Genomic DNA, 13,733 nt, shown 5'->3' with positions numbered 1-13,733 from the left:
AGCCCTCCCGTTTTCGTCTGGAGCGCGGAGGCCTTAGGCTCCACCTCCGTGCGCCCCGCGTCCGCCCTCACCTGCCCCGGCTGTCAGGCGCCTCGCGTCCAGGGGGCTGAGTGTCCTCGCTGCGGCATCATCTACGCCCGCGCCGAGGCCCGCGCCGCGCGCAAGGCCGAGGAGGAACGCGCCCAGCGCGAGGCCGCCGAGCAGGTCCCCGCGCCCTTCGAGGTCGACCCCGCGTGGCTCGCGCCTCCGGAGCCGCGCTCGGAGGTCCTGCCCGCGAGCACACCGTCAATCGACGCGGGTGAGGAGGACGCCGTCCACGAGCTGCGCCTGCGCCTTGTCGTCGTGCCCCTGGCGCTGCTGGTGGGCTACCTGGTGGCCACCGGCTCCGCGCGCTTCATCGTGCGGCTGCTCACCATGTACGTCCACGAGGTCGGGCACGCGGTCACCGCGTGGCTGTGCGGCATCCCCGCCATCCCGGCCCCGTGGGTCACTCCCACGGGCTCGGAGCGCTGGTACTCGCTGGCGGCGATGCTCGCGGGAGCCCTCGGCTTCTGGGCGTGGCGCGGCTGGAAGCTGCGCCGCTGGGACTGGATGGCATGGAGCACGGTGCTGCTCGCCACCCAGGCCTTCTGCACGCTGGTCATCCCCCTGTGGCGCACCGAGGTGTTCATCGTCTTCGGCGGAGACGCGGGGATGCTGATTCTGGGCACGCTCCTGGTCGCGTCCTTCCACGCCCGGCCCGGCGGCCACCTCCACGCGAGAGGCCTGCGCTGGGGCTTCGTCTTCATCGGTGCGCTCGCCTTCTGGGACGGCTTCCACACCTGGTGGCGAGCGCGGACCGACGCCGAGGAGATCCCCTTCGGCCGCATGGAGGGCGTGGGCCTGAGCGACCCGAGCCGACTGGTCGAGGACCACGGCTGGTCCGAGGGTGACCTCATCCGTCGCTACGTCACGCTCGGCATCGCCTGCCTCGTGGCCCTGGCCGTCTTCCACGCCCTCCAGCTCTGGAAGGAGCGGGCCCGGCTTCGCGCCGCCCTGCGAGCGCTCCCCTTCTTGAATGGGCGATGAAACGTCCCGGGTTGTGACAGCGGCGTGGAACGCCGGTAGCCTCCCGGCCCAATGGCATCTCCCGTCCAGCCGCTCCCCCACCCGGAGCCCCCCTCGTCCTCGACGCCCCCCGACTCCGACAACCTCCAGCCGCGCTTCGGCTGGCTGCCTCCCGTCGGGACCTGGAAGTACCACCTGCTCTTGAGCGCGGTGGCCCTGTTCATCCTCGGGCCCCTGGGTGGCATCGCCGCTTCGTACATGAACTTCAGCGTGGGCTTCTTCGTCGGAGGCCAGGTACTCGCCGGCATCCTCGGCAGCGCCGTCACGTACGGCTACGGCGCGGAGGGCAAGCACGGCGCCAACTACATGCAGACGATGGCCGCGTCGGTGGCCTCGCTGTGCGCCATGTCGGTGCTCATCCAGGCCATGGTGTGGCTGGGCATGGAGATGCCGCCCGCCTGGCACCTGATGCTCTTCGTCGGCTGCGTGGGCATGTTCGCCGTCGGCGTGGGCATGCTCTACACGCCGCTGCTCGTGGACCGGCTGCAGCTCGACTACCCGTCGGGCTTCGCGGTGGCCAACATCCTGCGCGCGCTGACGGACAAGCGGCTGCTCAAGGCCTCCATCTCCAAGCTGGGCGGCGGCACGCTGCTGGGCGCCATCGCCGCGTGGATGACGGAGAAGATCGCCGTCGTGGCCGCCATCGGCACCAGCGCCGCCACGCTGGGCGCGGGCATGATTGTCGGCAGCCGCATCACCATCCCCGCGGTGTTGATGGCCGTTATCGGCGCATGGCAGGTGCCGCACCTGCGTGAAATCGGCTGGCTCGGCCCCGAGGACCCCTTCCGCAAGATTGGCTTCCTCATCGGCCTGGCGATGATCTGCGGCGCGGCGGTGGTGGACCTGTCGCTGCTCGCGGTGCAGGCCGTGGCGCGCGTGAAGGCCCGGGCCGACGCGCCGAAGGACGACGAGCCCGCGTGGAAGAAGGTCAACCTGCCCCGGCTCTTGGCCTGGGTCCTCGGCTGGGGCGCGGCGACGCTGGTGGTGGGCACCGCGGTGCTGGGTCAGCCCCTGGGCTGGCTGCTCTTCGGCCTCGCGCTGGCGCTGCTGTTCGTGCTCATCAACGGCATCTCCTACGGCATCACCGACCAGAACCCCATCTCCAGCGCATTCGTCATCTCCATCATGATGATGTCGCTGCTGGGCCTGAAGAACCCGCTGGTGGCGCTGATGGCCGCGACCATCCTGCTCATCTCCACCTCCGTGGGCTGCGACATGCAGCAGGACCGCTCCACCGGATGGCGCCTGGGCACCAACCGCGTCATCCAGTTCCGCTACCAGGTGATGGGCGTCATCATGGGCGCGCTGCTGTGCGTGGGGCTGGCGCGCGTGTTCATGACGGCCTACCCCGCGCTCGCCATCAACCAGCTCGACAACCCCAACGCCGAGGTGGGCCAGTGGGGCTCGGCGATGACGTACAAGCTGGTGGGCGCCATCCGCGACCTGGGCTCGCTGTCGGACACCAAGGTGAAGGCGATGCTGCTCGGCCTGGGGCTGGGCTTCGGCATCCAGGCGCTGCGCAAGGTGCTGCACGCCAACCCGGGCTACCAGCGCTACATCAAGGGCTCGCGCGCGGGCTTCGCGGTGGGCTGGACCATGGACTCGCTGGTGCTGGCCAGCCCCTATGCGTCCTCCTTCGGCGGCTTCGTGGCCTTCCCCGTGGCGCTGTGGTTCGGCGCGGGCGGCGTCATCGCGTCCGTGTGGAACACCGTCACGAAGAAGCGCGCGCCGGCGGCCGCGGGCAGCCCCGCACAGGGCGAGGCGCTCCCCGAGGACATGAGCACCATGTCCCTGGTGGGCGGCGGCCTCATCGCCGGCGAGTCGCTCTTCTTCCTCATCGCCGGAATGATTGGCCTCGCGTCGCTGCTGGCGTGAGCCGGTCGTCACGGGTCACCTGTCCGGGGGAACTCCCTCCGTGCGCCATCGGAGGGGTCAACGCTGCGTGCGCCGGGTGGACTGCTGCGACGGAGCGTTCCGCCCTGTGGTGCGCCTGCGCGCCAACGACGCGGCGCTACCACTGTCCGTAGACGTCCGCTCGCGAGCACTTCACCGCGGGGCGCGGCTCACACAAATACGTGCTCTCATGGGAAAACACGGAAACGACCCTCATGGGTCGCAGGCGGTCCCACGTCGTTCTTCCGCGGGAGTCCTCATGAAGCGCGTGCTGGTGATGATGGTGGCAATCCTCGGCGTCTCGTTGCTGGCCTGTGGTGGCGAGGCGCTCGAGGTGCAAGTCGATGAAGGCCCGGCGGACGTCGAGCTGGCGCAAACCCGCCAGGAGCTCGTCACCTGTACGACGGCCTGCGCGAACGGGACGTTCATCTCCTGCACGGGAAGCACCTGCAGCACCTTCGAAGGCAGGAGCGTGACGTGTGACGGGGTCAGGAAGGACTGCCCGCCGGCGGTGTGTCCGGGCGACTATCGCTCGTGCTCGGCGATGGATGGACAGAGCTGCCGGAGCGGCACGCAGCCGTGCTGCCGTGGCGATGTCGAAGGCTATTGCTACTGCATCGCCGGCCGCTACGACTGCTGAGTCCCCTGACCCGTGAGGGGTTGCCCGCGGGTCTGGTTGACAATTTCCAGGCCCGCTTGCATCTTGATTCGCGTGAGCATCGTCAACGTCACCACGACCACCCGCACCACGACTCGCTACGGCGAGGTGTGGAGCGGTGCGCGTCGTGAAGTGAGCTGACGACCGCACGGCTTCTCGCCCCGCCTTCACCGGCCGGGGCAACCGTGTGTTCGCTCAGCGCTCCGTCCGGCAAGGCCATTCCAACCTTCCGTAACGGAGACGAAGCAATGCTCGACGAAAACGACCACCGCGCCCTCGGCCAACGCCTGGACCTCTTCCACCTGCAGGAGGAGGCGGCGGGAATGGTCTTCTGGCACCCCCGAGGGCTCTTGTTGTTCCGCCTGCTGGAGGAGCACATCCGCCAGCGCATGCAGCGCGAGGGCTACCTCGAGGTCCGTACGCCGCAGCTCTACGCGCAGCCCCTGTGGGAGCGCAGCGGCCACTGGGAGAACTTCCGCGAGAACATGTACCTCGTGGAGGACGGCGGGCGGCCGCTCGCGCTCAAGCCGGTGAGCTGCCCGGGCCACATCGAGCTGGTGCGGCGCATGTCCCTGAGCTACCGCGACCTGCCCCTGCGCATGAGTGAGTTCGGACTGGTCCACCGCAGCGAGCCGGGCGGCGCGTTGCATGGCCTGTTCCGGCTGCGTCAGTTCACGCAGGACGACGGGCACATCTTCTGTGCCCCCGAGCAAGTGGTGGAAGAGGTCGTGAACTTCGCGCGCTCGCTGCGCGAGTTCTACGCGGGCCTGGGCTTCCACGACGTCCAGGTGGCCTTCTCCGGGCGTCCCGCCTCCCGCGCGGGAAGCGACGCCGTCTGGGACCAGGCCGAGGCCTGGCTCTCGGACGCGGCGAGCCAGGCGGGCCTGGAGTGCAAATACCAACCGGGTCAGGGGGCCTTCTACGGCCCCAAGCTGGAGTTCGTCTTGAAGGACAGGCTGGGGCGCGAGTGGCAGTGCGGGACGATTCAGCTCGACCTCGTGCTGCCCGAGCGCTTCGACCTGCGCTACCAGGACTCCCAGGGCCTGCGGGTCCGTCCGGTGATGCTTCACCGCGCGCTCCTGGGCAGCCTGGAGCGGTTCATCGGCGTGCTGCTCGAGCACCACCAGGGCGCCCTGCCCGCGTGGCTCGCGCCCGAGCAGGTGGTGGTGGCGCCCGTGGGTGACGCCGCGCAGGAGTACGCGCGCGACGTCGCCTTCAGCCTGCGGCGGGCGGGCTGCCGCGTCCGCGTGGACGCGCGACAGGAGTCGCTGTCGCGCAGGGTGCTGGACTCGCACCAGGGAGGTGTCCCCTGGCTCGTGGTGGTGGGCGCGCGCGAGGTGCAGGCGAAGGGCCTGCGGCTGCGACAGCGGGATGGCGCCCAGCGGGATGTCTCGTGGGACGCGGGCCTCGCGGAGCTGGTCTCCGCGTGTGTCCCGGGAGCCCCCGCCTGATGAAGCCCCGAGGGGCGCGCGGAGTCGACTCCTCGCGCCCCTCGGTTCCAGCCACGGCTACGCGTGTCGCAGGTGCTCGAGCACCGCGCCGGCGCGCAGCACCTCCGCGGGCACGGTGGCCAGGTCATCCAGGCTCAGGATGCCCAGCGGGCGACGGGCCTCGTCCACCACGACGAGCCGGCGCACCATCTTGTCCTCCATCATCTGCTCGGCCACATCGAGCCCCGCGTCGGGCTCGCAGGTGATGAGGGCCGTCGTCATCACCTCGCGCACGCGCGTGGTGTTCGGGTCCTGGCCCAGGGCCGTGGAGCGCACGGTGATGTCTCGGTCCGTCAGCATGCCCACCAGTTGTCCGCCCTCGGTGACGGGGAGCGCGCCGATGTTGCATTCGCGCATCCGCAGGGCGGCGACTCGCAGCGACTCGTCCGCCTCGATGGTCTCCACGTTCCGGGTCATCAGCTCGAAAATCCGCATGGCGCCTCCGCTGACGGGTTGAGGGTAGGACTGCGTCCTCAAGCATGAGGTCGACGCGGCCCTCTGGCAGGGAGGCACCGGGGCTCGGCGGAGCAGCGGGCGGGCACGCGGCCGCCGGCATTCCAGGTTGGCCAGCGAGCGCGACGATTGGGCAGGATGCGCATCTGACTGAAGCTCCCGGGCGTGGACCCGGGCAAAGGAGCGTGACGGCATGGTCGACAAGCTCACCCTCAGCGATGCGCAGTGGCGCGAGCGCCTGACGCCCGAGGAGTACGACGTCCTGCGCAGGCACGGCACGGAGCGTCCGGGCTCGGGGTGCTTCCTGGGCACGAAGACGCCGGGCACCTATGTGTGCGCCGGCTGTGGCAATCCGCTGTTCAAGTCGGGCACCAAGTTCGAGTCCGGCACCGGCTGGCCGTCCTTCACCCAGGCGGTGGGACCGGACGCGGTGACGCAGATCGATGACCGCTCGTACGGCATGGTCCGCACCGAGGTGCGCTGTGCCCGCTGCGACGGCCACCTGGGGCACGTCTTCCCCGACGGCCCCCCGCCCACCGGCCTGCGCTACTGCATGAACTCGGTGGCGATGAAGCACGTGCCCGAGGGCCAGCCGCTGGAGCTGGTCCGGGCGTAAGCGCGGCAAGCCCCCGGCCCCGCTCGGTTCATCGAGCCGAGGGCCGGGTCCTCGCAGCAGCGCATCAGCCCAGCCAGGCGCGCGCGTTGCGGAACATGCGCATCCACGGGCCGTCATCGCCCGTCCACTCACGGGGCCGCCACGAGTGCTGCACCAGCCGGTGGACGCGCTCGGGGTGCGGCATCGTCACGGTGAAGCGGCCGTCCTTCGTGGTGACGCCGGAGATTCCGTGCGGCGAGCCGTTCGGGTTGGCCGGGTACGTCGACGCCACCTGGCCGTGGTTGTCCACCCAGCGCGTGGTGATGAAGCCCGAGCCGTTGACGCGCGCGGCCTCCGCGTCGTCGGAGAACTCCGCGCGCCCCTCGCCGTGCGCCACGGCGATGAGCATCCGGCTGCCCTCCATGCCCTGGTAGAAGAGCGACGGCGTGCGGGCAATCTCCACCAACCCCAGCCGCGCCTCGTACTGCTCCGAGGCGTTGCGCACGAAGCGCGGGAAGTGCTCCGCGCCGGGGATGATGTCCTTGAGCCCGGACATCATCTGGCAGCCGTTGCAGATGCCCAGCCCGAAGCTGTCCGAGCGCGCGAAGAAGCCGGCGAACTCGTCGCGGGCGCGCGGGTTGAACAGGATGGACCTGGCCCAGCCGCCACCCGCGCCCAGCACGTCTCCGTAGGAGAAGCCGCCGCACGCCAGCACGCCGTGGAAGTCCTTCAGCGACACCCGGCCCGCGAGGATGTCGCTCATGTGCACGTCCACCGCGAGGAAGCCCGCGCGGGTGAACGCCGCCGCCATCTCCTGCTGACTGTTGACGCCCTGCTCGCGCAGCACCGCCACGCGGGGCCGCGCGCCCTTGCCCACGAAGGGCGCGGCCACGTCCTTGGCCACGTCGAACGTCAACAGCGGCGACAGGCCCGGGTTGGACGCGTCGCACTTGGCCGCGTACTCCTGCTCCGCGCACAGCGGGTTGTCGCGCAGCTTCTGCAGCTCGTAGCTGACGCGCGACCAGACGCGGCGCAGGTCCATGGTGCCCTCGGACAGGAGCACCCGCTCACCGTGCCGGACACGGACCTCCAGCTTCGGCGTGGGCCGGCCCAGCTCGTGGCAGTGCACCCCCAGCCCGTGCTGCTCCAGCACCTCGCACACGCGCGCCACGTCGCCCGCGCGCACCTGGACCACGGCGCCCAGCTCCTCGTTGAAGAGCGCCGCCACCGCGTCGGGCCCCAGCTTCGAGAGGTCCACGTCCATGCCGCAGCGGCCCGCGAAGGCCATCTCGCACAGCGTGGCCCACAGGCCGCCGTCGGAGCGGTCGTGATAGGCGAGCAGCCGCCCCTCGGAGCTCAGCGCCTGCACCGCCGAGAAGAAGCCCGCGAGCAGCGCGGGGTCCTCCACGTCGGGGACCTTGGGGCCCACCTGCGCGTGTGTCTGCGCGAGGATGGAGCCGCCCAGCCGCTGCTGCCCGCGCGCCAGGTCCACGAAGACCAGCCGCGTGTCCAGCTCCACGTCCACCAGCTGCGGCGTGAGCGACTTGCGCACGTCCAGCACCGGCGCGAAGGCGGAGATGATGAGCGACACCGGGGACGTCACGGTCTTCTTCTCGCCGCCGTCCTGCCACACGGTGCGCATGGACATCGAGTCCTTGCCCACGGGGATGGTGAGCCCCAGCGCCGGACACAGCTCCATGCCCACCGCGTTCACCGCGGCGTAGAGCTGCGCGTCCTCACCCGGGCTGCCCGCCGCCGCCATCCAGTTGGCGGACAGCTTCACGTCGGACAGCTTGCCGATGCGCGCCGCGGCGATGTTGGTGAGCGCCTCGCCCACCGCCATGCGCGCGGAGGCCGCCGCGTCCACCACGGCCAGCGGCGTGCGCTCGCCCATGGACATCGCCTCGCCCGTGGTGCTCGTCACCGTGGACAGCGTCACCGCGCAGTCGGCCACCGGCACCTGCCACGGGCCGACCATCTGGTCCCGGGCCACCTGCCCCGACACCGAGCGGTCGCCGATGGTGATGAGGAACGACTTGTCCGCCACCGTCGGGTGGCTCAGCACGCGCTCGGCCATCGCCTTCAAGTCCGAGGGCAGCGACAGCGGGGCGTGCTCCAGCGCGCGCGTGGTCGCGTCGCGGTGCATGCGCGGCGCCTTGCCGAACAACACGTCCATCGGCAGGTCGATGGGCGGCGTGCCCAGCCGCTCGTCGGACAGCTTCAGCACCTGGGCCTCGGTCGCCTCGCCCAGCACGGAGAAGGGCGCGCGCTCGCGCTCGCAGAACGCGGTGAAGCGCGCCAGGTCCTCCGGCGCCACGCCCAGCACGTAGCGCTCCTGGGCCTCGTTGCACCAGATTTCGAGCGGCGACATGCCCGGCTCCGCGTTGGGCACCGCGCGCAGCTCCAGCCTCCCGCCCAGCGCGTTGTCGTGCGCCAGCTCCGGCAGCGCGTTGGACAGGCCGCCCGCGCCCACGTCGTGGATGGAGCGGATGGGGTTCTTCTCGCCCAGCGCGCAGCACTGGTCGATGACCTGCTGGCACCGCCGCTCCATCTCCGCGTTGTCCCGCTGCACGGAGGCGAAGTCGAGGTCCGCCGCGCTCGCGCCCTGCGCCATGGAGGACGCCGCGCCGCCGCCCAGGCCGATGAGCATGGCCGGACCGCCCAGGACGATGAGCTTGTCACCGGGCTTGAGCTGGCCCTTCTTCACGTGCTCGGCGCGGATGTTGCCCAGGCCGCCGGCGATCATGATGGGCTTGTGGTAACCACGCACCTCCACGCCCTCCGGCGTGGACACCTGCGCCTCGAAGCTGCGGAAGTAGCCCGCGAGGTTGGGCCGGCCGAACTCGTTGTTGAACGCGGCCCCGCCCAGCGGACCGTCAATCATGATGTCCAGCGCGGAGACGATGCGGTCCGGCTTGCCGTAGGGCTGCTCCCACGGCCGCTCGTGGCCGGGGATGCGCAGGTGGCTGACGGTGAAGCCCGTCAGGCCCGCCTTCGGCTTCGCGCCGCGACCGGTGGCGCCCTCGTCGCGAATCTCTCCGCCCGCGCCGGTCGCCGCGCCCGGGTACGGCGAAATCGCCGTCGGGTGATTGTGCGTCTCCACCTTCACCATGATGTGGGACGGCTCGCGAACCGTGCCCCACTCGCCCGTGTCCGCGTCCGGGAAGAAGCGGTCCACCGTGAAGCCCTCGATGACAGCCGCGTTGTCCTTGTAGGCGGACAGCACGCCTTCCTGGTGCTGGGCGTAGGTGTTCTTGATGGCCTGGAAGAGCGAGCGCTCCTGCGGCTTGCCGTCCAGCGTCCAGCTGGCGTTGAAGATCTTGTGCCGGCAGTGCTCGCTGTTCGCCTGTGCGAACATCATCAGCTCGACGTCCGTGGGGTTGCGCGAAAGCTCCGTGAAGCGCGCCACCAGGTAGTCGATTTCATCGTCCGCGAGCGCCAGCCCCAGCTCGCGGTTGGCCCGGTCCAGCGCGCCCTTGCCGCCGCCCAGGATGTCCACCGTGGTGAGCGGCCGGGGCTCGTGCGTGGAGAACAGCACGGCCGCGTCCTCCATCCGCGTGAGCACCGCCTGCGTCATCCGGTCATGCAGCACCGGCGCGAGCGCCTCCACCTGCTCGCGCTCCAGCGGACGTCCCTGGGGACCCGCCACGAAGTACGCGAGGCCGCGCTCCAGCCGCCGCACCTTCGCGCCCAGGCCGCAGTTGTGGACGATGTCGGTCGCCTTCGAGGACCAGGGAGAGATGGTGCCCGGACGCGGCACGACGAGCAGCAGGCTGCCCGCGCGCTCGCCCGAGGGGACCCTGGGGCCATACTCGAGGAGCCGGCCGAGCATCGCCTGCTCGTCACCGGACAGGAGCTCCGGGGCGTCGAGGAAGTGCACGTGCTCCGCGTAGACGGACGACACGGAGGGCACCTGCTCGCGGCACTGCGCGAGCAGCTTGGCGAGCCGGAATTCGGAGAGGACGGGAGCGCCGCGCAGGAAGTGCATGCTGGACATGGGAAAGGGTAGGCCCTGGGTAACAGCCGGGGCGTCCTTATCACCGTGTGTCGCGAGGGCGAGCACAGACTTCGTGCCAGCCCGCTCGCTGCCCGGACGGACAGGGGGCACGGTGGGTGCCCCTCACACGTCAGCGCTGGCGCGGCACGTAGGAGAGCCGGAATTACCCGCCCTTGCCGGAAGCTGCGGGCACGGGCTTCGCCCCCTCCTGGGCCTTGCGCCACAGCGCGAGCAGCTCCGCTTCACGCTCCCGTGGCAGGCCCGCGCGCGGCTTGTCGCGGCGCTCCTGAGGCAGGCCCTTGAAGTACGCCAGCGTGTCGCGGACGGTGACGTCGACGGGACGGAACTTGAGCCCGGCCTTCACCGCCTTCGCGTTGGAGCGCAGGTGCGTGCCCGCGCTGGTGCCGGTGGGCGGCATGTAGATGGGCAGCCTCACGTCGCCCGTCTCGCCCTGCTTCTCCAGGAACTCCGCGGGCACCCACGTCACCTTCGTGTCCTTGCCCGTCACCTTCCGACAGGTGTCGAGCATGGCGCCCATCGACCACGCCTCCGCGGGCCCCACGGCGTTGAACACGCCGTTCACCTGGCCCTCGATGAGCAGCACCAGCCACTCGGCCAGGTCGCGCACGTCGATGATCTGCAGCGGGTCCTTCGGCGTGCCGGGCGCCAGCATCTCCCCGCCCTGGTCGAAGCGCACGGGCCAGTACGTGAAGCGGTCCGAGCGGTCATCCGGTCCGACGATGTAGCCCGGGCGGATGTTGGCCACGCGCCCCGGCAGCGCCGCCTCGGCGGCCTCCTCGCACGCGCGCTTGAGCCCGCCGTAGAACTCGTAGTCCTTGCCCATCGTCTCCACGTTGGGGTCCGCGAGCGTCGCGGTGGGGCCGCGCTCGTCCTCGCCCGGCGTCTTGTCGCTGGCGTACGCGGAGACGCTGGAGATGAAGACATACTGTTTCACGTTCGGCGCCAGCAGCGCCGCCGACGCGCGGACCATGCGCGGGTAGTAACCGGACGTGTCCACCACCGCGTCCCACTTGCGGCCCTTCAGCGCCTTCAGGCCCTCGTCCTTGTCGGGGTCTCTGTCGCCGCGCAGCTTCTCCACGTCGGGGAAGAGCTCCGGGCGCGTCCTGCCGCGGTTGAAGAGTGTCAGCGAGTGGCCTCGCGCCCGCGCGGCCTCCACCACGGCGGGCCCGAGGAAGCCCGTGCCTCCCAGGATGAGGATGCGCTTCTTCGCCACCTTCTTCGGCGCGGCCAATGACTCGGGCCCGAGCGCGAGCAACGACGCACCCGTGGCGGAATACACCAGGAACTTCCTACGCGAGGTCTTCATGACGACGGCTCCAGGGGCCGTGGTGTGCTCGGGGGGACGCGCGCAGAACGCGAGCCCGCCTGTTTCATTCCCGGGCAAGCGTCGGGTCAGCGGTCTCCCAGCGCCACACCCCATCCCAGTGTCCACACGAACCCATGGGTCCAGTCGTCGGTGAACGGGCGCAGGCCCTGGTAGCGCGCCTCCGCGCTCGCGATGAACAACGCCCCCAGCGCCGCCTGCGCCCGCAGGCCCACGGGCACCCCGAAGCGCGAGCCTCCCTCCCACGAGAACACGCCCGCCCCCAGCGAGGCCCGCACGTCCACGCCCACCGCATACGTCGGCCGCCACGCCCACAAGGGAGGCGATGACAACGACAGGCTGAAGCCTCCCGTCGCCAGGGGACGACGTCCCAGCCCCACGCCGCGCATCCACTCGAAGGACAACCGCGACGCGTACGGAAGTGGCAGCCCCGCGCGAAGCCCGGCGACGGGTGCGCCGCCTCGCGCGTCGCGTGTCATGCCGCCCAGCAACTGGAGGGACAGCTCCGGCGCGGGGCTGTAGTCGCCGGTCGAAACCCAGACGGCGCCGGGCTCGGCGACCTCCTGGAAGCGCTGAGCCGCCCAGGTGAGGAATGACTGGGTATAGGCAATCGCCGCGGCGGCCCGGTCCGCCATGAACACATCAAAGGCCTCCGGCGAGACCCCCTCCGTCTGTCCAAAGACCTTCCCAGGTCCGCCATACACACCGAACGCCCCCTGCAGCGCCGCGTCCGGCTCCACCCAGAACGCACGCCAGGCCATCAGCGTCCCATCCTCGGCGCGCAGTGATTGCGTGCGCACCACCTCCAGGGTCTCCCGCGCCAGCGCCAGCTGCGCGTCGGGCCCGGACATCGGCGCCACCTCGCGCGTGGGGAGCTGTTCCAGCACGCCGCGCAGGCCCCAGCCCTCGAACCCGTCCGAGAAGCCATGGCTCACCGGCACCACGTGCGGCGGCGAGGCCACGTCCTGGATGTGGTGCGCCAGGTGTCCGGCCCTGTCCCACGCGCGCGCCAGGTCTCCTCCACGCGCCGCGTCCAGCGCCTCCTCCCACAGCTTGAGCACCCGCGCCGCCGAACCCTCGCGCGGCCCCGAGTCCACCCTCCCCTCCGGCCGGAAGTAGTGGTGCCACCCGGTCCACTTCACGTGGAGGTTCAAGTCCTCCGCCGTCGCACCGTGCAGGACCGCGTCACGGTGCTTCTCCAGGCCCGGCGACGCCTGGGTCGCCCGCTCGAGGGCGACCCGCGTCAGGGCCTCGTGGTCCTTCACCCAGAAGGCCCCCGCCCCCATCGGCGCCAACAAGGCCGCGAGGACGGCGAGCCGCGGCGCCACGACCCGTCCGCTCAGGCGGCCTCCGCCCGGGGCACGTCGAGCGAGTCCAGGTGGGCGCGAGCGATGTGCAGGTTGTCGTTGTCCAGCGGGTGGAACGACGGCCGCAGGTACTCCTTGAGCCCACGCCAGAGCACCCGCACCAGCACCGGGTCCTTCTGGTGCGCGCGCCGCAGCTCCCGCCAGATGCCACCCCACCCCAGCCCCGGCTCCTGCTTCAGCAGCGTGACGGTGGCCGCGAACCACAGGCCGTACAGGGCGATGATGCCCGCGAACATCCCCGTCACGCGCAGGCCGTAGCCCGGCGCCACCTTGCGCAGCACGTCGAAGGCCACGGCCTTGTGCTCAATCTCCTCCGCGGCGTGCCACTCGATGAGCTGGCGCATCGCGGGGTGGCCGTCCTTGAACACGCCGAGCGTCAGCGTGTTCTCCCCCATGATGGCCGTGTAGTGCTCCAGCGCGGCGGTGATGGAGAGCCGCAGGGAGGCCGGGAAGTACTTGTCGATGAAGCCCCAGACGATGCGCTGGTACGCCCTCATGAAGCCGGTGATGACGTAGCCCTGTGACTCCAGCAGCTCGATGTAGTCCTGGTGCTCGCGGGCGTGCTGCCCCTCCTGGGCGAAGAACGCCTTCACCTGCGCGCGCAGCTCCGGGACGTCGGCCAGCGCGGGGAGGTAGTGGTTGACGCTGCGCACGAAGAAGCGCTCGCCCTGGGGGAAGAGCAGGTTGAGTCCGTTCCACAGGTGCGTCGAGCCCAGGCCGTTGTGGTGCCAGACCCGGGGGAAGGTGGCATCGAAGTGGAACTTCAGGTGCGGTCTGGGGACGATGCGGCCGGGGTCGGGGGGATTGACCATGAGTGGGGGATTCTCG

At 70.7% G+C, this 13,733-nt stretch carries 10 protein-coding genes; 5 read left to right on the top strand and 5 right to left on the bottom strand.

Features of this window, described 5'->3' with window-relative positions; all coding sequences use genetic code 11:
- Nucleotides 1–48: 48 nt before the first annotated feature.
- The 4 genes from FL311_RS19820 to thrS all read left to right on the top strand — a co-directional run bounded on the left by FL311_RS19820 (nt 49) and on the right by thrS (nt 5,109).
- Nucleotides 49–1,068, top strand: coding sequence for a hypothetical protein (locus tag FL311_RS19820; RefSeq protein WP_141327078.1), 1,020 nt, complete (start codon nt 49–51; stop codon nt 1,066–1,068).
- A 51-nt stretch (nt 1,069–1,119) separates the two neighbouring features.
- Nucleotides 1,120–2,982, top strand: a complete 1,863-nt coding sequence (locus tag FL311_RS19815; RefSeq protein WP_141327076.1) for an OPT/YSL family transporter — start codon at nt 1,120–1,122, stop codon at nt 2,980–2,982.
- 277 nt (nt 2,983–3,259) lie between these two features.
- Nucleotides 3,260–3,640 carry a hypothetical protein gene (locus FL311_RS19810; RefSeq protein WP_141327074.1) on the top strand — a complete coding sequence of 127 codons (381 nt, stop codon included), beginning with the start codon at nt 3,260–3,262 and terminating at the stop codon, nt 3,638–3,640.
- 236 nt (nt 3,641–3,876) lie between these two features.
- Entirely contained in the window at nt 3,877–5,109 is a 1,233-nt protein-coding gene (thrS, locus tag FL311_RS19805) for a threonine--tRNA ligase (RefSeq protein WP_305036159.1), read from the top strand.
- A gap of 57 nt (nt 5,110–5,166) precedes the next feature.
- On the opposite strand, the gene FL311_RS19800 is transcribed toward thrS, so the two are convergent.
- A complete protein-coding gene (locus tag FL311_RS19800) occupies nt 5,167–5,583 on the bottom strand; it encodes a CBS domain-containing protein (protein WP_141327070.1) in 417 nt (138 codons plus the stop codon).
- Between the two features lie 211 nt (nt 5,584–5,794).
- Here FL311_RS19800 and msrB point away from each other — a divergent pair, with 211 nt between their 5' ends.
- Nucleotides 5,795–6,217: a peptide-methionine (R)-S-oxide reductase MsrB gene (msrB, locus tag FL311_RS19795; RefSeq protein ID WP_141327068.1), complete on the top strand. Its 423-nt coding sequence runs from the start codon at nt 5,795–5,797 to the stop codon at nt 6,215–6,217.
- Between the two features lie 64 nt (nt 6,218–6,281).
- Here msrB and purL read toward each other — a convergent pair whose 3' ends face one another.
- The 4 genes from purL to FL311_RS19775 form a co-directional block, all read right to left on the bottom strand.
- On the bottom strand, nt 6,282–10,193 hold the full coding sequence (gene purL / locus FL311_RS19790; protein ID WP_141327066.1) for a phosphoribosylformylglycinamidine synthase: 3,912 nt from the start codon (nt 10,191–10,193) through the stop codon (nt 6,282–6,284).
- 163 nt (nt 10,194–10,356) lie between these two features.
- A complete protein-coding gene (locus FL311_RS19785) occupies nt 10,357–11,520 on the bottom strand; it encodes an NAD-dependent epimerase/dehydratase family protein (RefSeq protein ID WP_141327064.1) in 1,164 nt (387 codons plus the stop codon).
- Between the two features lie 86 nt (nt 11,521–11,606).
- Entirely contained in the window at nt 11,607–12,866 is a 1,260-nt protein-coding gene (locus FL311_RS19780) for a hypothetical protein (protein WP_228556968.1), read from the bottom strand.
- 11 nt (nt 12,867–12,877) lie between these two features.
- Nucleotides 12,878–13,733, bottom strand: an 856-nt coding sequence (locus FL311_RS19775; protein WP_228556967.1) for a metal-dependent hydrolase, incomplete at its 5' end; no start/stop codon positions are given.

The sequence above is a fragment of the Myxococcus sp. AB025B genome (assembly GCF_006518215.1).
In the GTDB taxonomy this organism is placed as follows: Bacteria; Myxococcota; Myxococcia; order Myxococcales; family Myxococcaceae; genus Myxococcus; species Myxococcus fulvus.
Note: the sequence above shows the minus strand (reverse complement) of the source record. Positions and strands in the feature narration are given on the sequence as shown.

Excerpts from the sequence above, each read along its gene's own strand:
- FL311_RS19815 (WP_141327076.1), top strand. The coding sequence starts at position 1,120 with ATGGCATCTCCCGTCCAGCCGCTCCCCCACCCGGAGCCCCCCTCGTCC.
- FL311_RS19810 (WP_141327074.1), top strand. The coding sequence starts at position 3,260 with ATGAAGCGCGTGCTGGTGATGATGGTGGCAATCCTCGGCGTCTCGTTG.
- FL311_RS19800 (WP_141327070.1), bottom strand. The coding sequence starts at position 5,583 with ATGCGGATTTTCGAGCTGATGACCCGGAACGTGGAGACCATCGAGGCG.
- msrB (WP_141327068.1), top strand. The coding sequence starts at position 5,795 with ATGGTCGACAAGCTCACCCTCAGCGATGCGCAGTGGCGCGAGCGCCTG.
- purL (WP_141327066.1), bottom strand. The coding sequence starts at position 10,193 with ATGTCCAGCATGCACTTCCTGCGCGGCGCTCCCGTCCTCTCCGAATTC.
- FL311_RS19785 (WP_141327064.1), bottom strand. The coding sequence starts at position 11,520 with ATGAAGACCTCGCGTAGGAAGTTCCTGGTGTATTCCGCCACGGGTGCG.